The sequence below is a fragment of the Loktanella sp. R86503 genome (genome assembly GCF_042466455.1).
GTDB lineage: Bacteria > Pseudomonadota > Alphaproteobacteria > Rhodobacterales > Rhodobacteraceae > Loktanella.
Map to the genome: position 1 here is coordinate 1,163,340 of NZ_JAXHCI010000002.1, position 21,607 is coordinate 1,184,946.

A 21,607-nucleotide genomic window follows, 5' to 3' on the forward strand; every position below is an offset into this window, starting at 1 on the left:
AATCTGCGCCTGCGAAAGGTGCATTGCACACCTGGCGGGGCAAAATGCGCCGCGCGCCAATCACCCGCGCATCGCTGCGCAAAGAAGTGGCGGTCCTGATGCTTTGCCAGCAGTTTTGTTGCTGGCGGTTGCCTTAGCCCTTTACGGCCAGCAAGCGGTCCAGCTTGCTTTTGACACCGCTTAGCCGCACGACAGAGTTTGTCGCCGCAGCATTGCCGCCAAGTTCGCGCAGCCGCGTGTCCGCCAGCGGGGATACCGCCATGCCGTTGATCCGGATTTCATAATGCAGATGCGGCGCGGTCGAAATACCGGTCGATCCGGCAAGCCCCAGTTCCGTGCCCGCGGTCACGCGGTCGCCGACCTTGATCGCGTCGCTTAGCGCGCTCAGGTGGGCATATCTGGTCATGACGCCACTGCCGTGGTCGACCTCTACCACCGTGCCGTAACCGCTGCGCTGGCCCATATAGGCAACCTTGCCATCCTGCGTCGCTTCGACAGGGGCACCCTGGGCGGCGGCCAGATCCACACCGCTGTGCATCCGGTTTGTATTCAGAACAGGATGGTGCCGCATCCCGAAGGACGAACTGAGCCGCGCGCCGCGGATCGGCTGTTCAAAGCTGTGTAGGACCTTGCCGTCCTTCATGATCTGGGTGCGGCGGGAATTATCGTCTGGCCACATGATTTCATACCGCCCATCCGCCAGATCCAGTTCGGCAAAGTCGATTGTCGGCTCTCCGACGACACGGTCGCCCGCACGATATTCGCGCCACATGATGCGCAGATGCTCTCCTCCGCTCAGCTTTGTGCGCAGATCAAAGGTTTCGGCCAGAACCAGTTCCAGATCGGTTGCGAACCGGGTGGGGATGCCGGCGGCGTCCAATGCGCCAAAGATCGACGAGGTAACAGTGGCTTCGCCAGCGCGGGGAAAGCTGACAAGGTCGGGGGCCAGTCTTTCGACCGAGGGTGCAGGCAAGAACCGCGCCAGAATACGCGATCCATCCTCCAGCTCCAGCGCAGCGGTATAAAGCTCGCCTGCGGGGGATGTTTGCAGGGACAGGCGCTGCCCCGCTTTCAGGTGGCGAAAGTCAAATTCGGATCCCAGGGCGGCGGTCACCGCGCGGCTGGTGTCTGTGTCCAGACCGGCCTGCGCCAGAAGCCCGGAAAAACTGCCGCCTTCGTCCACGACACGGGACCAGGTTACCGTATCTGCCGCCGTTTCCGGCAGGACAACGGCGGGTTTCGGCGGGGTCGTCACGACAAATACATCGTCACCGGACGCATCCATTGCCGGATCGGCAAGGGGCGTTGCGGCAGCCTGCTGGCTTGGGTTGTCAGCATCGGATGGACGGTCCACCAGATGCGACACACCGAACGCAAGACCGCCGGTGACAAGCAGCGCTGTCCAATACCTTAATCTAATCAACATGGCCTGTCCTGCACCGCCTTAACCCCTTCGCTTTCCGCGCGGGGCTTTTTGCACGTTAGTGAAGCGCCCTGCGTGATTTTGCAACCAATGGCGCAACAAACCGGCGGGACCTTGCCTTCACGCTTTGGTGTCCGGGCAAAGCTGCGCATAACAGCGCCTGCCTGCCGCGGCGTGACAAGGCTTTGCAGGCAAGGTAGGAGGCGCGTTCAAGGAGAGACTGCCATGACCCAGACCACCGTAGATTTCACCATTCAGGCCGATCCGCTACCGCGGCTTGACAAGGTGCTGGCCCGCGATGTGCCGGGCGATGCAACATTGTCCCGTTCGCGACTGGGCAAGCTGATTGCGGATGGCGCGGTGCAGGTGGATGGCGCCGTCGTCACGGACCCGCGTGCAAAGGTGGCCGAAGGCGCGCAAGTTTCGATCACGGTCGAAGAAGCGCAGGACAGTCATATCGCCGCGCAGGATATTGCGCTTGATATCGTCTATGAAGACGCCGATCTGATTGTGCTGAACAAGCCGGCAGGGATGGTCGTGCATCCTGCGCCCGGCACGCCCGACGGCACCTTGGTCAACGCGCTGATCCACCATTGCGGCGATGACCTAAGCGGGGTTGGCGGCATGAAACGGCCCGGTATCGTGCACCGCATTGACAAGGAAACCTCTGGCCTGCTGGTCGTGGCGAAATCCGACGCGGCGCATCAGGGGCTTGCGGCGCAGTTCGCTGCCCACACGGTAGAGCGGCGTTATCTGGCGGTCTGCTTTGGCATGCCCGACGCAAATGATCCGCGTCTGCGGGGCGTGAAAGGCACGAGCTTTGAGCCGGGAAACATCTTGAAGGTGCAAACCTTTCTGGGGCGGCACAAAAGCGACCGGCAAAAACAGGCGGTTTCGTTTCAAACCGGTCGCCATGCCGTGACCCGCGTACGGATTGTTGAAACATTAGGCACACCGGCCGTTGCCGCGCTGGTGGAATGCTGGCTGGAAACCGGCCGCACCCATCAAATCCGCGTGCATATGGCCCACTGCGGCCACGGGCTGATCGGTGATCCGGTTTACGGCGGCCGCCAGAAGCTGGCGGAAAAGTCCGTGGGGCCTGCAGGGGTAGCCGCTGCGCGTGCTTTTCCGCGTCAGGCGCTGCATGCCGCAACGCTGGGATTTACCCATCCGATCAGCGGCGCGTTCATGGAATTTGCTGCAGATTTGCCCGCCGATATGTTACAGTTATTGCAGGATTTGCAACATAAGGGCTGAAAACGACCGGTTATTGTGCATTTATGCGCAGACTTTGCAGATGCGCGACGGAACGTAGAGGTTCATACGTTGTTAAATCATTGCACCGAGGATGATTGAACAACCACCCTTGGACACCCATATCCATGTTAAGCCCGTATACATCGGGCAGAGGGGAACCGACATGAGCGACTATAAAAATCTTCCGGCACCGTCACCTGAACAGGGGCTGAACCGCTACATGCAGGCGATCCGCAAGTTCCCGATGCTGGAACCCGAAGACGAATACATGCTGGCCAAGCGCTGGACCGAAAACGAAGACACCGATGCCGCGCACCAGCTGGTCACGTCGCACCTGCGCCTCGCGGCGAAGATCGCGATGGGCTATCGCGGGTACGGTCTGCCGCAGGCAGAGGTGATTTCGGAAGCCAACGTCGGTCTGATGCAGGCTGTCAAAAAATTCGACCCGGAAAAGGGTTTTCGTCTGGCGACCTATGCCATGTGGTGGATCCGTGCCGCGATTCAGGAATATGTCCTGCGGTCCTGGTCGATGGTGAAACTGGGCACGACCTCTGCCCAGAAAAAACTGTTCTTCAACCTGCGCAAGGCAAAGAACCGGATCGGCGCATTGGAAGAGGGCGATCTGCGCCCTGAAAACGTCGAACGGATCGCGACCGATCTTGGCGTGACCGAGGCCGAAGTGGTGTCGATGAATCGCCGTCTGTCGGGCGGCGATGCGTCGCTGAATGCGACGGTCGGGTCCGAAGGCGAAGGCACGATGCAGTGGCAGGACTGGCTGGAAGACGAAGATGCCGATCAGGCCGGCGATTACGAAGAGCGTGACGAGCTGGAAAACCGCCGTGCCATGCTGGCCGAGGCGATGGATGTGCTAAACGAGCGGGAAAAAGACATCCTGATGCAGCGCCGCCTGAACGACGAGACGATCACGCTGGAAGACCTGTCCGCGCAATATGACGTCAGCCGCGAGCGGATCCGCCAGATCGAAGTGCGCGCCTTTGAAAAGTTGCAGAAGCGTATGCGCGAACTGGCTGCGGAAAAGGGGATGCTTGAGAGCGTGTAATCCTTTCGCTAGGCTTGCGCTGAATGCTCCCGCCGGTACCTCCGGTGGGAGTTTTCCTTGCCAGATGAAAGGAACAGGTCATGCGTTGGGGCATACTCGGGGCGGCGAACTTTGCGCGTCAGCAGATGGGGCCGGCTATTCACGCGGCCAAGGGCGCGGCACTGACGGCGCTTGCGACATCCGATCCGGCCAAGGCGAAGGGCTTTCGCGATTTTGCGCCCGGCCTGCGGGTGCATGGCGATTATGATGCGCTGCTGGCTGATGACGGCATTGATGCGGTTTACATCCCGCTGCCGAACCATCTGCATGTAGACTGGACGATCAAGGCGCTGGAGGCGGGCAAGCATGTGCTGTGCGAAAAGCCGATTGCGCTGAAGGCAGAGGATATCGACCGCGTGATTGCCGCGCGGGATGCCAGCGGCAAATTCGCGGCAGAGGCGTTCATGATCACGCACCATCCGCAATTTGTACGGGCGCGGGATCTGGTGCAGGGCGGCACGATCGGCCAGCTGCGCCATGTCGATGCGCTGTTCAGCTTCAACAATCCTGACGCGGGCAATATTCGCAACAAGCCCGATACCGGCGGCGGCGCGTTGCCGGACATTGGCGTCTATATCCTTGGGTCGGCGCGGTTCGTGACGGGGGCGGAGCCGGTTGCCATCCGTCACGCAAGGGTCGACTTTGAAGGCGGCGTTGATGTGTTTGCGCAGTTCGCAGCAGATTTTGACGGGTTTACCTATTCCGGCCTTGTGTCCACCCGCATGCAGCCTGCGCAGCGCGTGACCTTTCACGGGGACAAGGGTATCCTGACCATGACGGCACCATTCAACGCCGGTGTCTACGATCAGGCAGAGCTGGTGATTGAAACGCAAGGCGGCGCCCGCACGATCGAACGCTGGCCGGGCGTGAATCATTATGTGCTACAGGTCGAAGCCTTTGCCGCCGCCGCGCAGCGCGGCGCAGGCTATGCTTGCCCATTGGAATTCAGCCGTGGCACGCAGGCGATGATGGATATGGTCTATGCTGCGGGTCAGCAAGGCTGACACAGCCGGGCAGCATTAGGTCAGATCAAGGCGCAGAATATGTTGGGGCCCGGCATCGCCGCCCAGATACTGGGCACCGGTATCGTGAAAACCGCCGCGCAGATAGCTGGCGCGCGCGGCGGGGTTGCGCAAGTTAACCGTTAGGTAAAGTTGCCGGGCTGCTGGATATTGCACCATCAGATAGGCGGGCAGGGCACGGATCATGGCGGTGCCGATCCCGCGCCCTTGGTGTGCGCGATCAACGATGACGCTGCGCAGGCCAAAGGCATTGGCGGGCGCAAAGTCATGGGTTCGGGCAAATTGCGGATCAATGCGGAACATGCCGACCAAAGCCGCCGCGTCATAGATCAGATGCAGATCTGCCGTATCGCCCGGCTGGTTCAGCAACCGGGCAGGTTGGTCGGAAAATTGTTCTTGCTCTGGCGCGACGGCCAGCGCGATCAGGGCGTCGCGCTGGCTGGACGTATAGGGCGCCAGGGTGACGCGCATCAGGCGTCCTGTTCCATCGCCTCCAGCTCGTCGATCATGCTTTCGATCATCGATAGGCCCTTGTCCCAAAATGCCGGGTCAGAGGCGTCAAGGCCGAAGGGGGCCAGCAGTTCGGTATGGTGCTTGGACCCCCCGGCCTTGAGCATATCAAAATACTTGGTTTTGAAGTCGGGATCGCCTTCGGCGTAGACCGCGTAAAGCGCATTCACCAGCCCGTCGCCAAAGGCATAGGCATAAACGTAGAAGGGCGAATGGACGAAGTGCGGGATGTAGGACCAGAAGGTTTCGTATCCGGCATGGAAATCAAACACCGGACCCAGGCTTTCGGCCTGCACCGACATCCACAGCGCGTTGATATCGTCGGGGGTCAATTCGCCCTGCGCGCGGGCGGCGTGCAGCTTGCATTCGAAGTCATAGAACGCGATCTGGCGCACGACCGTGTTGATCATGTCCTCCACCTTGCCGGCCAGCAGAACCTTGCGTTCCTCTTTGGTCTTTGCCCCTTCGAGCAGCTTTTGGAAGGTCAGCATTTCGCCGAACACGGATGCGGTTTCCGCCAGCGTCAGCGGCGTGGATGACAGTAGTTCGCCCTGACCCGCGGCAAGGCGCTGGTGGACGCCGTGGCCAAGTTCATGCGCCAGCGTCATCACATCGCGCGGTTTGCCGAGGTAGTTCAGCATCACATAGGGATGCACGGTGCTGACGGTGGGGTGGGCAAAGGCACCGGGGGCTTTGCCGGGCTTCACCCCCGCGTCGATCCAGCCGTCGGTAAAGAACGGCTTGGCCAGCTCTGCCATTTCGGGGGCAAAATCGCCGTAGGCGTCCATGACGATCTTTTCCGCCTCTGGCCAGGTGACGATGCGATCAGCGTCCATCGGCAGCGGCGCGTTGCGGTCCCAGGTCTGCATCCGGTCCAGCCCCAGCCACTTGGCTTTTAGCGCGTAGTAGCGGTGGGACAGGCGGGGGTAGGCGGCGACGACCGCGTTGCGCAGCGCCTCCACGACCTCTGGCTCGACATGGTTGGACAGGTGACGACCGTATTGCGGGGTTGGCATCTTGCGCCAGCGGTCCTCGATTTCCTTTTCCTTGGCTAGCGTATTGTGGACGCGGGCAAAGAGTTTGACGTTCTTGGCAAAGACATCGGACAGGGCGCGGCTACCGGCCTCGCGCTTGCTGCGGTCGCGGTCAGTCAGCAGGTTGAGGGTGGATTCAAGGTTCAGCTGTTCACCGTCCACATCGAACATCAGCCCGGCCATGGTTTCGTCGAACAACCGGTTCCACGCGGCGGACCCGACGGTAGATTGATCGTGCAGAAATTTTTCCATCTCGTCCGACAGCTGGTGCGGCTTCATGGCACGCATGCGGTCAAAGATCGGCTTGTAGCGGCGCAGTTCGGCATTTTGCGCCAGCAGGTCCGCCAGATGCGCATCATCCAGCCGGTTGAATTCCAGACTATAGAACACCAGCGGTGTGGTGTAGGCGGTCATCTTGTCCTGCGCGTCGGCCATGAATTTGCCGCGCTCGTCATCGGTGGTGATCTGGTAATAGCGCAGGCCAGCGTAGGACATGATCCGCCCGGCAATGATGTCGATGTTTTCGTAGCGCTTGACCGCGTCCAGCAGGCCGGCGGCGTCCAGATCGGCCAGCTTGCCTTCGTAGTCGGTGGCAAAGTTGGCGCAGGCCGCTTCGAGCCAGTCCATGTCACGCTTGATTTCGGCGCTATCGGGAGACGGATAAAGGTCGGTCAGGTCCCATTCAGGCAGATCGCCAAAGGCGGCAGCGCCAGCATCTTGCGGGGCGTCGTAGGCGATGGGTCGGGTCATGGGGTCATCCTGTCTGGTGGTGTTACGCAAGACATAGGTCTTGCGGTGGAACCTCTCAACCCTTGGCGGACGAACCCTTTGCCGCGGCGTCAAAGATGGCCTGGACCGCCGCTGCGTCACCTGCACGGGGGGCGGCGGGGGTGCCTTCGGCGCTGGTGGTTAGGCACAGATCAGCCTGCACGGGGTAATGGTCCGACCCGACGGCGGGCAGCACGCTAAAGTCCAGCAGCCCCGGTCCGCCTTGCCACAGGATCTGATCCAGCGGCCATTTCATCCAGCGGCTGTCTGCATCAAAGCTGACCAGTGGGCCGCGCCCCTGTCGCGGATCAAGCAGCCCGCCCGTGCGCAGCGCGAGTTGAGAGGTATCGTTCCAGCTGGCCGCGTTGAAATCACCGGCAACAATGCTAACGGCGTCACTGTCCTGCGCGAGTTTGGCCGCGGTCAACACGGCGGCGTCGCGCATCGCGCTGGACTGGCCGATCTGCGGCGGGCGCGGGTGCACGCCAATGAATTGCACGGTCTGGCGCGGATGTTCGACAGTCCCGACAAACAGCGGCGTATCGCTGTCAAAAGGGTATTCAAAACGGGCATCTGCCAGCGGATAGCGCGAATAGACCTGCATCCCGTAATAGCGCGCGTCAACGGGCTGCGCCTGCATGATATGTTCGTAAGTCCGGTTCAGTGGCGCAAGATCGCGATCCCAGCGATCATTGGTTTCCATGACCAGCACGATATCGGCATCAGATGTTGTGATCATGTCCAGCACGCGGCCAGCATCCTGATTGCCCAGCTGCACATTTGTCGACAGCACCCGCAGCCGCCCGTCATCGGCGCAGCGGGGCGTATGGGCCACCATCCGCGGGGCGATCGGTTGATAGGGCCACAGCGTCCAAAGCTGCACTCCCAACGCCCCCAGCGCGGCGGCGGTCACGATAAAGCCGCGCCAGCCCGCGATCAGCGCATAAAGCACGGTCAGCGCCGCCAGTCCGGCGGCAATCTGCAAGCGTGGAAAATCCAGTGCGCGCACCCACCACTGGTCGGTGTTCAGCTGCCCGATGACTGTAGCGATGATCAGGATCAGCAGTGGTAGTGCGATGATCCGGCTGATGACGCGACGCATCGGCGCCTCCTGTTATCCGTATTGGGCCAGCATGTCCTTCAGGTCAGCCAGCGTATTTGCCTCGCGCAGCGGTTTGTCGTGGCGCCAGCGCAGCATGCGGGGGAACCGCAGGGCGACGCCTGATTTATGGCGCGGACTGGCCTGGATGCCTTCGAACGCCAGTTCGAACACATGTTCTGCCGTGACTTGCCGCACGGGGCCGAATTTCTGCAAGGTGTTCTTGCGCACCCAAGCGGTGATTTGCCGGAATTCCGCATCCGTTAGGCCGGAATACGCCTTTGCAAAGGGCACAAGGTCGTCGCCGTCCCATACCGCAAAGGTATAATCGGTAAACAGATTGGCGCGGCGGCCCGATCCTTGCTGTGCATAAATCATCACCGCGTCGATTGTCAGCGGATCAACCTTCCATTTCCACCAGTCGCCTTTTTTACGCCCCGCAAGATAGGGGCTGTCCAGACGCTTAAGCATCACGCCTTCGGCCAGGCGGTCCCGGCTGGTGTCGCGCTGGGCGGCCAGGCTGTCCCAATCCGCAAAGTTCACGGCGGGCGACAGGCGCAGCGGCGCGCTGTCCGGGGCAGCACCGACGATCTGCGCCAGACGGGTGCGGCGGTCGGCGAAGGGGCGCTGACGTATGTCCTGACCTGCGTCTTCCAGCAGATCATAGGCCATCAAAACGACAGGTGCTTCGGTCAGCAGCTTTTTGGGCACGGTCTTGCGCCCAATGCGAGCTTGCAGCGTGTTGAATGACAAAGGCGCGCCGTCGCGGTAGCCTAGCACTTCGCCGTCGATCACCGTGCCGTCGGGCAGATAGTCGCGCAGCTGCGCCAATTCGGGAAAGCGGTCGGTCATCAGGTCTTCGCCGCGGGACCACAGGTGATGTTCGCCCCCGCGCATGATGAACTGGCCGCGAATGCCGTCCCATTTCCACTCTGCCGACCAATCGCTGGCGGGGCCAAGATCGGCAAGATCCTCTAGCCCGTAAGCAAGGTAGAACGGATAGGGGCGTGACAGATCGGTGCTGGGATCGGTGGTTTCGATCAGCGCGGCCCATGTCGTTGTATCAGGCGTCCAGTTGCCCATCAGGCGGTGGGTCAGGTTCGCCTCATCCCCGTTTGTGGCCTGCGCCAGCGCGCGGGTCATCAGTTTGCGGCTAACGCCGACGCGGAATGATCCGGTCAGCAGTTTGGTGAACAGATAGCGTTGCGGGCCGGGCAGACTGTCCCATGCGGCAAGGATGCCAGCCTTGCGCGTGTCATCGTCGGTGGCGGACAGGCGGGCAATCTCGCCGATCCAATAGGTCAGCGAGCGGTCGTCACTGCCTGTGGCGTCGGGCAGGATCAGGCTGATGGTTTCCGCCAAATCGCCAACGATGCCGTAGGATTCCTCGAACAGCCATAGCGGGATGCCGCCCCGTTCTGCCGCCCATTCGCGTAGCCGCGTGGCGGTGATGGTGCGTTTGGGGCGGCGACCGGAAAAAAGGGCGACGGTCCAGAGCTTGTCGTCATCTGGTGCGGTGCGGAAATAGTCGGCCAGGGCGGCGACCTTGACCGTCGTCTTGGTGGATTCGTCGATGCGGGCGTAAAGGGCGGCAAAGTCTTTCATGACGGCTCTGCCGCAGTGTCGTCAGCCTCGTCTACCTGCTCTCCGCTGTATTCGGTGCTGACGATATGGGCGTCATAGCCTTCCTCTGCCAGCCAGCGTTGAAAGGCCGCGGTGTAGCCGTGGGTGGCGAAAATCCTGGTCGCGCCGGTTTCGCGGATCGCGGTGTTCAGCCCGTCCCAGTCGGCGTGATCGCTGACGACAAAGCCCCGGTCCGCCGCCCTGCGCCGCCGCACCCCGCGCAAGGCCATCCAGCCAGAGGCAAAGGCCGTGGACGACGGCCCGAACCTGCGACCCCATGACGTGCCAAGGGCGCTAGGCGTGGCGATCACCAATGCGCCGGGGTGATCGTTGCCTTTGGTTTCCGGGGTCACGCGGATGGTATCTGGCAATTTAACACCCTGCGCCCGCAGCACGGCATTGGTGTTTTCCACTGCGCCATGCGTCAGGATTGGGCCGATAGCGGGATCAACGCAGGTCAGCAGGCGCTGCGCCTTGCCAAGGGCATAGGCCCCGATAATTGACGTGCGCCCCTCTGCCGCGTTGGCGGCCCACCAGGCGTTGATCTGGGCGGTCAGGGTGGCCTCTTCGAGCCATCTGAAGATCGGTAGGCCGAAGGTGCATTCTGTAATGAAAGCATGGCATTGCACCGGCTCGAATGGTTCCGACAGCCCGTCGGCGACGGTTTTGTAATCACCAGAGGCGACCCAGACCTCGCCTGCGACCTCGACCCGGATCTGGGCGGAACCGGGGACATGGCCGGCCGGGTGGAAGGACACCCTGGCCCCGCCGATCTGTCGGGTTTCGCTGTAGCGGATCGTGTCGATCGACACATCGCCAAGGCGGTGCCGCATGACAGGGGCGGCCGCCTGCGTGGCCAGATAGCTTTTCATCCCCCAGCGTGAATGATCGGCGTGGCCATGGGTGATCAGCGCCCGGTCAACAGGCCGCCAGGGGTCGATATAAAAATCGCCTGCGGGGCAATAAATGCCGCTGTCGGTGAAGGTGAGTACATCTGCCATACCCCGGATTTAGGACGGGCAAGCGGTTTGACGAGGGGCGCGCGGAGGCGCATGGCGCGGCGTCAGCGTCGGCGCGCGGGGCGGGGGCCGGTGCCTCCGGCGGGAGTTTATCTGGCCAGATGAAATCAAGCCCGACGTGAGGTGAGGGCAGGCTGGCGGGAGTTTTGGCGGAAGGATCGGGCACGCGCGGGAGCCCGGGGGCGGCTTTGGTTTAGGGATGGGCAGAAAAGAGGGCGGCGGCAGTGTCGAAGAACCGGCTGCGGATGGCTGGCCCTTCCATCATGGTTTCGTGTTTGCCACCGTCAACGATTTCCAGCGTGCCGCCGGGCCAGCTGGCCATGCGGTCGCGGATGCGGGCAGCATCGACGATGGTTTCCGCGGTGCCGAGGAACGTTGTCGCCGGAACGCGGGGAGATGCGAGGCGGGACATGCGGCGCATATCGATGAGCGATTCGTTCAGCCAGCGCAGCGAAGGCCCGCCCAAAGCCAGATCGGGGTAGGTTGCCAGCTGATGCTGCATATAGGCGAACATGTCCGGATCGGAGGTGAGGGTATTTTCTTCAAGTGCGATGCGGTTGAGGTAGGATTCCCGTTCCTGTCCCGGTGCCATGCGGGCATCAAGGCCAATGCGGCGTGCGGCCGAGGAGATCGCCCATGCGAAGGGACGCAGGGCGGCGGACATCTGGATGCCCCACATGGGCGCGGAAAAGACGGCGGCGCGCACGGGCAGGCCTTCGAGCAGGGCGCGCAGGCCGATGGCACCGCCCATGGAATGGGCAATCAGATAAAATGGCCGCGGCAGGCCCAGATCGCGGGCATGGATCAGCAGGGCAGCGACGTCTTTTTGAAAGTCACCGAAATTTGCGACATGCCCTGTGGCCCGATCAGCGGTTGCGCGGTCGGACAGGCCCTGGCCGCGCCAGTCTATCGTGATCGTGGCATAGCCGCGTTCGCGCAGGTCGCCGGCCGCGCGGCCATATTTTTCAATATATTCGGTGCGGCCAGGAAACAGCAGTACGGTGCCGCGGTCCGCATCCGACACCCAGTGTCCGACGCGTATTTTTGCGTTATCCGTCGTGACCAGCCAGTGCGCCGCCCCTGCATCCGGGCCATCCGCGACGTCCGCATGCAGGGGGGCGTATCGCATCAGGCCAGCACGGCGGCGAGTTGCATCGCCTTGCTCATGTCGCCGTCAATGGTCAGCTTGCCGGTCATGAAGGCGGCTGTTGCGTTTTCTTCGCCGTTCAGGATGCCTTCGAATGTGTCGCGGGATGCGGTCAGGGTGACGTCGGCATCGTCGTCGCCAGCGCGTGCGCCAGCCTGATCGATCATGATCGCGCCTTCGCCTTCGACGATGAACTTGGCTGTGCCGTCAAAGCCGCCGTCCATTTTTTCGTTCAACTGGGCCACGGCCTGGGTGATGACATCGCTCATGTGAATAATCCTTTGTCGCGGTTGTGAGGAAGCGCCACTGGTATCGGGCGCTGGTTACGTTACATTGGATGTATGGCCAAGGTTAGAAAAGTCATCAATCGTGCCGCTGCGGCATTTGTGTTGGGGATCCTCAGCGCAGGGCCTGCATTTGCGCAGACGGCAGAGCTGGATGCCCTGTTCGACCGGCTGCTGGACGCGGATGCTGCGGAAACCTCTCAGATCCAGGGACAGATTGCCGCGCAATGGTCGCGCAGCGGGTCTGCTGCGATGGATTTGCTGCTGCGGCGCGGCGAGGATGCAATGACCGCGGGCGATCTGCCCTTGGCAATCCAACATTATAGTGCGCTGATCGATCACGCGCCGGATTTTGCCGAAGGGTATAACGGCCGCGCCATGGCGTTTTATCTGTCCGGGCAGATCGGCCCCGCGCTGGCGGATATTCAGGACACGCTGGCGCTGAACCCGCGCCATTTTGGCGCGATGAGCGGATTCGCTGTCATTCTTGAAGAACTGGACAGGCCGCAAGATGCGCTTGAGGTCTATGCGCGAATCCTAAAGATTGCGCCCAATGCGGAAGGTGTGCAGGACGCTGCCGACCGCCTGACTGTCGAAATGGACGGCATGACCCTTTAGGGGCTGCGCTGTTCCTGCGGGGACCGATATGCAACCATCCCGCGTGACGGCCGTTTTGGGGCCGACAAACACCGGCAAGACCCACTATGCGATCGAGCGGATGCTGGGGCACCGTACGGGTGTCATCGGCTTGCCGCTGCGCCTGCTGGCGCGCGAGGTTTATGACCGCATCGTTAAGGCGCGCGGTCCGGGCGTTGTCGCGCTTGTGACCGGCGAGGAACGCATCGTACCGCCGCGCACCGCCTATTGGGTCTGTACTGTCGAGGCGATGCCAGAGGGACTGGGCTGCGATTTTCTGGCAGTGGATGAAATCCAGCTTTGTGCCGATGACGCGCGGGGCCATGTTTTTACCGACCGGCTGCTGCATGCCCGCGGCCTGCACGAGACGCTGTTCATGGGCGCGGATACCATGCGGCAAGCGATCATCGCGATGATCCCAGAGGTCACGATCATGCGCCGGGACCGGTTTTCAGAACTGACCTATGCAGGTTCGAAAAAGCTAAGCCGGATGCCGCCGCGGGCCGCAATTGTCGGGTTTTCGGTTGAAAACTGTTATGCCATCGCCGAACTGATCCGCCGCCAGAAAGGCGGCGCTGCGGTTGTCATGGGCGCGCTGTCCCCGCGCACCCGCAATGCGCAGGTCGAAATGTATCAAAACGGCGACGTGGATTATCTGGTCGCGACCGATGCCATCGGCATGGGGCTGAACCTTGATATCAAACACGTCGCCTTTTCTGCCACGACGAAATTCGACGGCCATCGGATGAGGGCGCTTCGCCCTGACGAGCTGGCGCAGATCGCGGGCCGGGCAGGGCGACACCTGACCCCCGGCACCTTTGGCGTGACGGGGGAGGCGCAAGAGCTGGACGAGGGGGTGATCAACCAGATCACCAACCACCAGTTCCAGCCGATCAAGAAATTGCACTGGCGTAATTCCGCCCTTCAATTCGGGTCGATCAAGCGGCTTTTGCAAACGCTGGAAGAGCGTACCAACAACGACTGGCTGACCCGCGTGCGCGAAAGCGACGATCTGGCGGCCCTGCGTGCGCTGGGCAATGACGAAATTATCGCCGCCCGCGCCAAGGATGGCCCGTCGGTGCGGCTTTTGTGGGATGTGTGCCGCGTGCCGGACTTTCGCGGCATCAGTAAAGGGGAACACGCAGCCCTGCTTACGCGTATATTCACAGACCTGCATCAGATCGGGCATATCGACGAAAACTGGTTTGCACTGCAGGTCGCGCGGATTGACCGGGATGATGGCGACATCGACACATTGTCGAAACGGTTGGCATATATCCGCACTTGGACGTATGTGGCACAGCGCAAGGGCTGGCTGCGGGACGAAAACCATTGGCGTGACCAGACCCGCGCTGTAGAAGACCGCCTATCGGATGCATTACATGGTGCATTGGCGCAAAGATTTGTGGACCGGCGGACATCCGTATTGCTTCGCCGGCTCAAACAGAAGGAGAGCCTCTTGGCTGACGTAAACGACAAGGGCGAAGTGACGATCGAGGGTGAATTCATCGGTCGTCTTGAAGGTTTCCGGTTCCGTATGGACAAGGCCGGAAGCCCGGACGAGGCCAAGACGCTGCGGCAGGCCAGCGCACAGGCGCTGGTGCCCCAGTTCCATCTGCGGGCGGACCGTTTTTATAACGCGCCCGATACGGAAATGGATTTCACCGAACAGGGTGGCCTCATGTGGGGCGATCAAGCTGTGGGCAAACTGGCCCAGGGTGATGATCCGCTGAAGCCGAAGGTCGTCGCTTTTGTCGATGACGAGGCAGGCCCCGATGTGTCGGCCAAGGTGCAGCGCCGCCTGCAGCATTTCATCGACCGCAAGGTTGCGACAGCGATGGAGCCGCTGCTGGCCCTGAAAAACGACGACACGCTGACCGGGCTGGCCAAAGGCTTTGCCTTTCGCATGGCCGAACACTTTGGCATCATCCCTCGCGGCGAAATTGCCGATGAGGTGAAGGCGCTGGACCAGGAAGCGCGCGGCGCATTGCGCAAGCACGGTATCCGGTTTGGCCAGTTCACCGTGTTCCTGCCCTTGCTGCTGAAACCCGCGCCGACGCGGTTGCGGCTGGTGCTGTGGGCGCTGCAGAATAACCTGCAGGAATTTCCCGAAAGCCCGCCCCCCGGTTTGGTGACTGTGCCGACCAGCGCCGACGCCCCTGCCGGTTACTATGCCATGGCAGGCTACCGCGCTGCGGGTGCGCGGGCGATTCGCATCGACATGCTGGAACGTCTGGCCGATCTGTTGCGCGACAAGGACAGCAAGGCCGGTTTTGAAGCCGTGCCCGACATGCTGTCGATCACCGGCACCACGCTGGACCAGTTTGCCGACCTGATGGGCGGTCTTGGCTATGCGGCTGAAAAGGGCGAGCGGGCAAAGGTGAAAGCCGCCCCCGCACCCGCACCGGCGCAAGCGGAAATCGTCACGCAGCTGGATGCCATCGGCGATTCCACAACCGGTATGGTCGAAGAAGGCAATGCGCCGGAAACCGAGGCTGCGCCCGCAGCCGAGGATACTCCCGCAGCTGAAGCCGCAGCTGATGCAGCCCCTGCCGAAATGGAAGTGTTCTATACTTTCACCTGGGGTGGACGGGCGGCACGTTCCGCTGGTCGCGGTGGTGATGGGCAGCGCAAACAGGGTGGCGACAAACCTGCTGGCGACAAGCCGCGCCGTGGCAAGCCGCAGGGTAAACCACAAGGCAAGCGCGGGTCCAAACCCGACAACAAGCCGCAAAACTTTGCCGCGAAACCGCAACGGGCCGAAAAGAAAATCGATCCGGACAACCCCTTTGCGGCGGCTTTGCAAGGCTTCAAGCCAAGTTGAGCGAGGCGCGCGACACGGTCCGGCTGGACAAATGGCTCTGGCATGCGCGGTTTTTTAAATCGCGCAGCATCAGTGCCGGTGTCGTCAGCGCGGGCCATGTGCGCGTGAACGGCCAGCCTGTCCCCAAACCCGCAAGGGCGGTGGGGCAGGGTGACGTTCTGACCTTTGCGCAGGAACGGCAGGTGCGCGTGGTCAAAATTCTTGCCTGCGGCACACGTCGCGGCCCCGCGCCAGAGGCGCAGGCCCTTTACGAAGACCTGTCGCCGCCCGTAGAAGCTACGCCCGCCAACCCGCGATTCGATGGCGGCGGGCGCCCCACCGGCAAAGATCGCCGAGACTTGATGGCCGCCAAGAGCCGGGGCGATCCATTCGCGCTTGAATGATCCCGCCCGCTGCCCTAGCAAGTGCCCCAAACCAGAGCCGGAACAACGCCCATGACCTATATCGTCAACGACAACTGCATTGCCTGCAAATTCACCGACTGTGTCGAAGTCTGCCCCGTGGACTGCTTCTACGAAGGTGAAAACATGCTGGTGATCCATCCTGACGAATGCATCGACTGCGGCGTGTGCGAACCCGAATGCCCCGCCGACGCGATCCGCCCGGATACAGAGCCGGACATGGAAAAGTGGGTCGAATTCAACCGGAAGTATTCGGAAAAGTGGCCCGTCATCATCACCAAGAAAGACGCGCTGCCGAACGCAGAAGAAATGGACGGCAAGCCGGGCAAGATGGAGCTGTTCAGCGAAGCCCCGGGCGAAGGCGGCTGATTCGGCCATTAACTGCAGCGCAAGCCTTTGGTTTTGCGCAGCTATGTGCTGCCATTCACAGCCCTTTCGCGGGGGGTAATTTTGTGATATGATCAGCGCAATGCTGCCAATGATCTGACCCAAATCTGACAGGACCAGCCCTGACGATGACACTGTCACCGCCGGGGCCTTTTGCCGTCCGGGTCACAGAAAGGATTGCCATGAGCAAGTCGAAGAAAAAAGAGTTCCAGCCTAACGAGTTCGTCGTCTATCCCGCCCACGGCGTTGGTAAAATCGTCTCGGTCGAGACGCAGGAAGTGGCGGGATTTGAGCTTGAGCTGTTCGTCATCGCCTTTGAAAAAGACAAGATGACTCTGCGCGTGCCCACGCACAAGGCCACCGAAGTCGGTATGCGTGCATTGTCCACACCTGACGTCGTCAGCCACGCGATGAAAACGCTGCGCGGCAAGGCCAAGGTCAAAAAAGCCATGTGGTCACGGCGTGCGCAAGAATATGAGCAAAAGATCAACTCTGGCGATCTAATTGCTATTGCAGAAGTCGTCCGCGACCTTCATCGTGCAGATGACCAGCGCGAACAAAGCTACTCTGAGCGTCAGCTGTATGAGGCCGCTTTGGAGCGTCTGACACGCGAGATTGCTGCCGTGGCCGGCAACGACGAAAAGGCTGCAGCAGAAGAGATCGGTTCGGTTCTGGTGGGTCGCGCGGCGTAAGCCCGATCTATCAGGGAGGAGGGAAGGCCGCACTTGGGAGGGTGCGGCCTTTCTTCGTGTTGGGGCTTATTTTCAATAAAACGAGGCGCTTAGGCGAAATGCCTGCGCCTGATCGCTGCCGGTTTTCCGTCCGAAAAATCGGCAGCTAGCCTTAGCTAAGTGCGCGCCAGCCGATGTCACGGCGGCAGAACCCTTCTGGCCAATCAATCGCATCGACCATGGCATAGGCCCGCGCGTGGGCCTGTTCCAGCGTGTCGCCGCGCGCGGTGATTCCAAGCACGCGCCCGCCGTTCGCGATGATCTGACCTTCGCTCGATTCGGCCGTGCCCGCGTGAAAGGTCATGTGAAAGCTGTCCTCTGGCAGATCGCCAAGGCCGTGGATCGTGGTGCCCTTTTCATAGGTGCCCGGATAGCCATTGGCGGCCATCACGACCGTCAGCGCATGATCGTCTGCCCAGTGCACCTGCGCGCCCTCCAGCCGCCCTTCGGCGCAGGCTTGCAGCAGATCCAAGACCTGACCGCCAAGGCGCATCATCAGCCCCTGACATTCCGGATCGCCAAAGCGGACGTTGTATTCGACAAGGCGCGGCTGGCCGTCCTTGATCATCAGCCCGACGAACAAAACGCCGGTAAACGGCGTGCCGCGCGCGGCCATTGCAGCCATCGTCGGGCGCACGATCTGGTCCAGCGCCTTTTGCGTCACGGCGTCCGTCATCACCGGGGCAGGGGTGTAGGCCCCCATACCGCCCGTGTTGGGGCCAGTGTCGCCATCATAGGCGCGTTTGTGGTCCTGCGCTGTGCCGATCGGCAGCACGGTTTTGCCGTCGCACAGCACAAAGAAAGACGCCTCTTCGCCTTCCATGAACTCTTCGACCACAACTTCTGCCCCGGCGTCGCCGAACTGGCCGCCCATCATGTCGTCGATCGCGGCAAGCGCCTCTTCCATTGTCATGGCGACGACGACGCCCTTGCCAGCGGCAAGGCCGTCAGCCTTGATCACAATAGGGGCGCCTTGGGTCTGCACATAGTCCCGCGCATCGTCGCGGTTCGTAAAATGGCCATAGGCGGCGGTCGGCGCGTCGCAGGCATCACAGATTGCTTTTGTGAAAGATTTCGACGATTCCAGCGCCGCTGCGGCGGCGGAAGGTCCGAAAACTGAAAATCCGGCGGCGCGGCAGCTATCGGCGACACCGGCGGCAAGCGGTGCCTCTGGCCCGATGACGATGAAATCGATCGCATTTTGCGCCGCAAAATCAACCACTGCAGCCCCGTCCAGAATATCTAGCGCGGCACATTCGGCAACCTGCGCAATACCGGCATTGCCGGGGGCGACGATCAGCCGGTCGCACTTCGGGTTCTGCTTGATGGCCCAGGCCAGCGCATGTTCGCGTCCGCCGTTGCCCAGGATCAGGATGTTCATGGGGGTCTCTCCGCTTGGCCTTGGTTGGGATGCGTTCTAAGGTCAGTGCCGACACACCACAAGGGCGCACGAATGGACCTTTTTGAACATGCCACCCCGGCCAGCAACGCGCCGGAATTTACGGTCAGCGAAATTTCGGGTGCCGTGAAAAAGATGATCGAAGGTGAATTCGGCCATGTTCGCATCCGAGGAGAGGTCGGCCGCGTGACACGCCCGCGGTCCGGTCACATGTATCTGGACCTGAAGGACGACCGGTCGGTCATTTCCGGCATCATCTGGAAAGGCCGCGCCGACGCCCTGCCGCAACTGCCAGAAGAAGGAATGGAGGTTGTCGCCACCGGCAAGCTGACGACCTTTCCCGGTCAGTCCAAATACCAGATCATTATTGAGGATATCGCCCCCGCCGGGGCCGGTGCCCTGATGGCCATGCTGGAAAAGCGCAAGGCCGCGCTGCAGGCCGAAGGTCTGTTCGATCCTGCCCGCAAGCAACCGCTGCCGTTCCTGCCGGAAATCATCGGTGTCGTCACGTCCCCGACCGGTGCCGTGATTCGTGATATCCTGCATCGTTTGCGGGACCGGTTCCCGCGCAAGGTGCTGGTCTGGCCTGTCGCCGTGCAAGGCGCTAAATGCGCACCCGACGTTGCGGCGGCGATTCGCGGCTTTAACGCACTGACGCCCGGCGGGGCGCTGCCGCGTCCGGATTTGCTGATCGTCGCCCGCGGCGGTGGCTCGATAGAGGATTTGTGGGGCTTTAACGAAGAAATCGTGGCCCGCGCCGCCTTTGCCAGCCGGATTCCGCTAATCTCTGCCGTGGGGCATGAAACGGATACGACGCTGATCGATTTTGTATCCGACCGCCGTGCGCCGACCCCGACGGCGGCGGCGGAAATGGCTGTGCCGGTGCGGATGGACCTGTTTGCCGCGCTGGATAACCAAGGCGCGCGGATCAGCCGGGCTGTAACGCAAGGGCTTAGCCTGCGTCAGCAGCGTGTGCGTGATCTGGCCCGCGCTTTGCCCCAGGCAGAGGCGTTGTTGCAGGGGCCGCGGCAGCGGCTGGACTATCTGGGCGACCGCCTGCCTGCGGCGCTGAACGCTGCGGCGGCGAAAAAGCGGGTGCAACTGGCTAATGCTGCCCTGCGCCCCGCCGTCCTGCAGCGCGGCATCGCAGAGCAGCGGCGCAGGCTTGACACCCTTGGCGCACGGCTGGGTCCGGCCCTGCAACGCCGTGTGGTGGATGCTGGCACAAAACTTGCGGCACAGCGCCTGACCCCGCCGGACCTGACCCGCAAGCGCGAGCGGCTGGACGACTGGCTGCAGCGCCTGTCCGACCGCGCCGCCCGCCAACAGGACCAGCGCCGCGCCCGGCTGGCGCAGCTTGACCGCGTGCGCGAAACGCTGGGGTACAAGGAAACGCTGCGGCGCGGCTATGCCGTGGTGCGCGGCGACGGCGCGGTGGTCATGACGGCGCAGGGCGTCAAGGATGCAGCACAGGTCGAGATTGAATTCGCCGATGGCCGCGTAACTGTCTAGGACAGCAGGTCCGGTCCCGGGCAGACCAGCGGCACCTGCGCCTCTGTCGCCTCGAACAGCACGGTGCCGGTGGTGGACTGCGCCCGCAGGCCGCGTTCGGTGCGGGTCACGGTCCAGCATTTCGGCAGCGGATCCGTGTTGTAGGTAAAGCAGATCAGCCCGTCCCGATCGAACCAGCGCCCCGTTTGGCACAGCCCCGGTGCGGCGGACCAGGTGACGCTGCGGTCCGGGCCATATGCCTCTACGCCAAAGAGTGTGCCATCGGGCTGGGCGAAGGTCAGGGTTTTGCCGCTGACGTAGGCGTCAAAGCCGTCTCCGTCCAGCACCTGCGCAGATGCAGGCGCGGCGATGCAGATCGCCAGGGCCAGTATCCGGATCATGCCTGCGTCCAGCGCCGCACACGGCGGTCCATCACGCGCCGCCAAAGCGGCGGGAAAAGCGCCAGCGTGGCCATGGCGGGCAGGGACCTTGGCAGTGTGGGGCTGGCCTTGTCGATATGCAGCGCCGGAAAGGGCCGGGCGGGGTGCGCATGGTGGTCCGCATGGCGCGGCGCGTTCAGCATCAGCGCACCGGAAAACCAATGCGGCGCGTTCCAGCTATGGCGGGCACCGACCGGCTCCAACCGGCCATTGGCCGCGGTTTTGCGCATCAATCCATAATGTTGCACATAATCCGACAGCAGCAGCTGCACCTGCGCATAGGCGACCAGCGCCAGATATCCCGCAACTCCGCGCCAATCGCCAAAGGCAAAGGCAGCAACCAGCATCGCAGCGCCGCCGCCCAGATAGGTGACGTAGGGGTGATGCCACGTGCTGCGCCCGACACGGTCCAGCCGCGCTGTTTCGGCCTGCATCCCTGCGCGAAAGGCACCGATCCAGGCACGGGGGGCATAGGCCCAAAACCCTTCGCCAAGGCGTGCGGTGGCGGGGTCATCGGGCGTTGCGACCAGCCGGTGATGGATCAGCACATGCGCAGAGGTGTGATGCCCGTACAGCATCGAAATATAGACCCATTGCCCCAGCCGATGCAGCCCGCGCCCGCCCTTGTGAATCAGCTCGTGCGCGTTCGCGTTGCTGACCTGTCCGAAATAAAGCCCCGCCGCCGCAACCAGCCCGATCGTACTGGCCAGCCCAAGGGGGCGTTGCCCCATTGTCCAGACGATCAATGCCAGCAGGGTCAGATGGCCGATTGCCAGAATGACGCCAAGCATATCAGCTGCGGGAAATTCCGCTGCCGGATCAGCCGCTTGCGGCTGTGCGATGACAACAAGCTGGTCCAGCAGATAGGTAAAAACCGTCATGTAAAACAACGCAGCCAGCACCCAGACACCGCCCTGCAGGGCAGCCAGCGCCAGCAGGGGCAGCGGAAACAGTGTGGCAAAGGCAAACAGGAACATGGGCATCGCGCCAATCAGGATCGGATTCGCCATTGC

20 protein-coding genes are annotated in these 21,607 nt (G+C 62.2%); 9 read left to right on the forward strand and 11 right to left on the reverse strand.

The genetic code is table 11. The features are described 5' to 3' along the window. Positions 1-133: 133 nt before the first annotated feature. On the reverse strand, positions 134-1,426 hold the full coding sequence (locus SJY10_RS06660) for a peptidoglycan DD-metalloendopeptidase family protein (protein WP_386680802.1): 1,293 nt from the start codon (positions 1,424-1,426) through the stop codon (positions 134-136). Between the two features lie 222 nt (positions 1,427-1,648). On the opposite strand from SJY10_RS06660, the gene SJY10_RS06665 reads away from it, so the two are divergent. From SJY10_RS06665 to SJY10_RS06675, 3 genes are all read left to right on the forward strand, one after another. After that, positions 1,649-2,680, forward strand: coding sequence for an RluA family pseudouridine synthase (locus tag SJY10_RS06665; RefSeq protein ID WP_386680805.1), 1,032 nt, complete (start codon positions 1,649-1,651; stop codon positions 2,678-2,680). 163 nt (positions 2,681-2,843) lie between these two features. Next, positions 2,844-3,740 (forward strand): RNA polymerase sigma factor RpoH, encoded by an 897-nt coding sequence (gene rpoH / locus SJY10_RS06670; RefSeq protein ID WP_386680807.1) that lies wholly within the window; start codon positions 2,844-2,846, stop codon positions 3,738-3,740. A gap of 80 nt (positions 3,741-3,820) precedes the next feature. After that, the gene (locus SJY10_RS06675) at positions 3,821-4,783 is read left to right on the forward strand and encodes a Gfo/Idh/MocA family protein (protein WP_386680809.1); all 963 of its coding nucleotides are present in this window, start codon (positions 3,821-3,823) and stop codon (positions 4,781-4,783) included. 15 nt (positions 4,784-4,798) lie between these two features. Here the strand turns inward: SJY10_RS06675 and SJY10_RS06680 are convergent, their stop codons facing one another. The 7 genes from SJY10_RS06680 to SJY10_RS06710 form a co-directional block, all read right to left on the reverse strand. Next, entirely contained in the window at positions 4,799-5,272 is a 474-nt protein-coding gene (locus tag SJY10_RS06680; RefSeq protein ID WP_386680811.1) for a GNAT family N-acetyltransferase, read from the reverse strand. Then, positions 5,272-7,095, reverse strand: coding sequence for a M3 family oligoendopeptidase (locus SJY10_RS06685; RefSeq protein ID WP_386680813.1), 1,824 nt, complete (start codon positions 7,093-7,095; stop codon positions 5,272-5,274). The genes SJY10_RS06680 and SJY10_RS06685 overlap by 1 nt, the downstream gene beginning before the upstream one ends. Positions 7,096-7,150: 55 nt before the next feature. Beyond that, a complete protein-coding gene (locus tag SJY10_RS06690; RefSeq protein WP_386680815.1) occupies positions 7,151-8,215 on the reverse strand; it encodes an endonuclease/exonuclease/phosphatase family protein in 1,065 nt (354 codons plus the stop codon). Between the two features lie 12 nt (positions 8,216-8,227). Continuing rightward, positions 8,228-9,817, reverse strand: coding sequence for an ATP-dependent DNA ligase (locus SJY10_RS06695; RefSeq protein ID WP_386680817.1), 1,590 nt, complete (start codon positions 9,815-9,817; stop codon positions 8,228-8,230). Beyond that, on the reverse strand, positions 9,814-10,836 hold the full coding sequence (locus SJY10_RS06700) for a ligase-associated DNA damage response exonuclease (protein ID WP_386680819.1): 1,023 nt from the start codon (positions 10,834-10,836) through the stop codon (positions 9,814-9,816). Before SJY10_RS06700 ends, SJY10_RS06695 begins: the two co-directional genes overlap by 4 nt. Before the next feature lie 211 nt (positions 10,837-11,047). Continuing rightward, positions 11,048-11,983: an alpha/beta fold hydrolase gene (locus SJY10_RS06705; RefSeq protein ID WP_386680821.1), complete on the reverse strand. Its 936-nt coding sequence runs from the start codon at positions 11,981-11,983 to the stop codon at positions 11,048-11,050. Next, the gene (locus tag SJY10_RS06710) at positions 11,983-12,270 is read right to left on the reverse strand and encodes an SCP2 sterol-binding domain-containing protein (RefSeq protein WP_386680823.1); all 288 of its coding nucleotides are present in this window, start codon (positions 12,268-12,270) and stop codon (positions 11,983-11,985) included. Before SJY10_RS06710 ends, SJY10_RS06705 begins: the two co-directional genes overlap by 1 nt. A 72-nt stretch (positions 12,271-12,342) precedes the next feature. Here SJY10_RS06710 and SJY10_RS06715 point away from each other — a divergent pair, with 72 nt between their 5' ends. The 5 genes from SJY10_RS06715 to SJY10_RS06735 all read left to right on the forward strand — a co-directional run bounded on the left by SJY10_RS06715 (position 12,343) and on the right by SJY10_RS06735 (position 17,225). Beyond that, entirely contained in the window at positions 12,343-12,903 is a 561-nt protein-coding gene (locus SJY10_RS06715; RefSeq protein ID WP_386680825.1) for a tetratricopeptide repeat protein, read from the forward strand. A 28-nt stretch (positions 12,904-12,931) separates the two neighbouring features. Further along, positions 12,932-15,745, forward strand: a complete 2,814-nt coding sequence (locus SJY10_RS06720) for a helicase-related protein (protein WP_386680827.1) — start codon at positions 12,932-12,934, stop codon at positions 15,743-15,745. Continuing rightward, positions 15,742-16,128, forward strand: a complete 387-nt coding sequence (locus tag SJY10_RS06725) for an RNA-binding S4 domain-containing protein (RefSeq protein ID WP_386680829.1) — start codon at positions 15,742-15,744, stop codon at positions 16,126-16,128. Before SJY10_RS06720 ends, SJY10_RS06725 begins: the two co-directional genes overlap by 4 nt. A 51-nt stretch (positions 16,129-16,179) precedes the next feature. Then, entirely contained in the window at positions 16,180-16,515 is a 336-nt protein-coding gene (gene fdxA, locus SJY10_RS06730) for a ferredoxin FdxA (protein WP_386680831.1), read from the forward strand. A gap of 200 nt (positions 16,516-16,715) precedes the next feature. Then, a complete protein-coding gene (locus SJY10_RS06735) occupies positions 16,716-17,225 on the forward strand; it encodes a CarD family transcriptional regulator (protein ID WP_386680833.1) in 510 nt (169 codons plus the stop codon). A gap of 151 nt (positions 17,226-17,376) precedes the next feature. On the opposite strand, the gene purD is transcribed toward SJY10_RS06735, so the two are convergent. Continuing rightward, complete coding sequence (purD, locus tag SJY10_RS06740) at positions 17,377-18,645, reverse strand: phosphoribosylamine--glycine ligase (protein WP_386680835.1); 1,269 nt, start codon at positions 18,643-18,645, stop codon at positions 17,377-17,379. 72 nt (positions 18,646-18,717) lie between these two features. On the opposite strand from purD, the gene xseA reads away from it, so the two are divergent. Continuing rightward, positions 18,718-20,175, forward strand: coding sequence for an exodeoxyribonuclease VII large subunit (gene xseA / locus SJY10_RS06745; protein ID WP_386680837.1), 1,458 nt, complete (start codon positions 18,718-18,720; stop codon positions 20,173-20,175). Here the strand turns inward: xseA and SJY10_RS06750 are convergent. Next, complete coding sequence (locus SJY10_RS06750) at positions 20,172-20,555, reverse strand: hypothetical protein (protein ID WP_386680838.1); 384 nt, start codon at positions 20,553-20,555, stop codon at positions 20,172-20,174. The two genes, xseA and SJY10_RS06750, sit on opposite strands and share 4 nt — an antisense overlap. After that, positions 20,552-21,604, reverse strand: a complete 1,053-nt coding sequence (locus SJY10_RS06755) for an alkane 1-monooxygenase (RefSeq protein WP_386680839.1) — start codon at positions 21,602-21,604, stop codon at positions 20,552-20,554. Before SJY10_RS06755 ends, SJY10_RS06750 begins: the two co-directional genes overlap by 4 nt. Between the last annotated feature and the right edge of the window lie 3 nt (positions 21,605-21,607).

Bases quoted from the DNA above. Each gene is read 5' to 3' on its own strand.
- SJY10_RS06720 (WP_386680827.1), top strand. From the start codon at position 12,932: ATGCAACCATCCCGCGTGACGGCCGTTTTGGGGCCGACAAACACCGGC.
- rpoH (WP_386680807.1), top strand. From the start codon at position 2,844: ATGAGCGACTATAAAAATCTTCCGGCACCGTCACCTGAACAGGGGCTG.
- purD (WP_386680835.1), bottom strand. From the start codon at position 18,645: ATGAACATCCTGATCCTGGGCAACGGCGGACGCGAACATGCGCTGGCC.
- SJY10_RS06700 (WP_386680819.1), bottom strand. From the start codon at position 10,836: ATGGCAGATGTACTCACCTTCACCGACAGCGGCATTTATTGCCCCGCA.
- SJY10_RS06715 (WP_386680825.1), top strand. From the start codon at position 12,343: ATGGCCAAGGTTAGAAAAGTCATCAATCGTGCCGCTGCGGCATTTGTG.
- SJY10_RS06660 (WP_386680802.1), bottom strand. From the start codon at position 1,426: ATGTTGATTAGATTAAGGTATTGGACAGCGCTGCTTGTCACCGGCGGT.
- SJY10_RS06675 (WP_386680809.1), top strand. From the start codon at position 3,821: ATGCGTTGGGGCATACTCGGGGCGGCGAACTTTGCGCGTCAGCAGATG.
- SJY10_RS06685 (WP_386680813.1), bottom strand. From the start codon at position 7,095: ATGACCCGACCCATCGCCTACGACGCCCCGCAAGATGCTGGCGCTGCC.
- SJY10_RS06705 (WP_386680821.1), bottom strand. From the start codon at position 11,983: ATGCGATACGCCCCCCTGCATGCGGACGTCGCGGATGGCCCGGATGCA.
- SJY10_RS06750 (WP_386680838.1), bottom strand. From the start codon at position 20,555: ATGATCCGGATACTGGCCCTGGCGATCTGCATCGCCGCGCCTGCATCT.
- SJY10_RS06690 (WP_386680815.1), bottom strand. From the start codon at position 8,215: ATGCGTCGCGTCATCAGCCGGATCATCGCACTACCACTGCTGATCCTG.
- SJY10_RS06680 (WP_386680811.1), bottom strand. From the start codon at position 5,272: ATGCGCGTCACCCTGGCGCCCTATACGTCCAGCCAGCGCGACGCCCTG.
- SJY10_RS06695 (WP_386680817.1), bottom strand. From the start codon at position 9,817: ATGAAAGACTTTGCCGCCCTTTACGCCCGCATCGACGAATCCACCAAG.
- SJY10_RS06665 (WP_386680805.1), top strand. From the start codon at position 1,649: ATGACCCAGACCACCGTAGATTTCACCATTCAGGCCGATCCGCTACCG.
- xseA (WP_386680837.1), top strand. From the start codon at position 18,718: ATGGACCTTTTTGAACATGCCACCCCGGCCAGCAACGCGCCGGAATTT.
- SJY10_RS06735 (WP_386680833.1), top strand. From the start codon at position 16,716: ATGAGCAAGTCGAAGAAAAAAGAGTTCCAGCCTAACGAGTTCGTCGTC.
- fdxA (WP_386680831.1), top strand. From the start codon at position 16,180: ATGACCTATATCGTCAACGACAACTGCATTGCCTGCAAATTCACCGAC.
- SJY10_RS06710 (WP_386680823.1), bottom strand. From the start codon at position 12,270: ATGAGCGATGTCATCACCCAGGCCGTGGCCCAGTTGAACGAAAAAATG.
- SJY10_RS06755 (WP_386680839.1), bottom strand. From the start codon at position 21,604: ATGGCGAATCCGATCCTGATTGGCGCGATGCCCATGTTCCTGTTTGCC.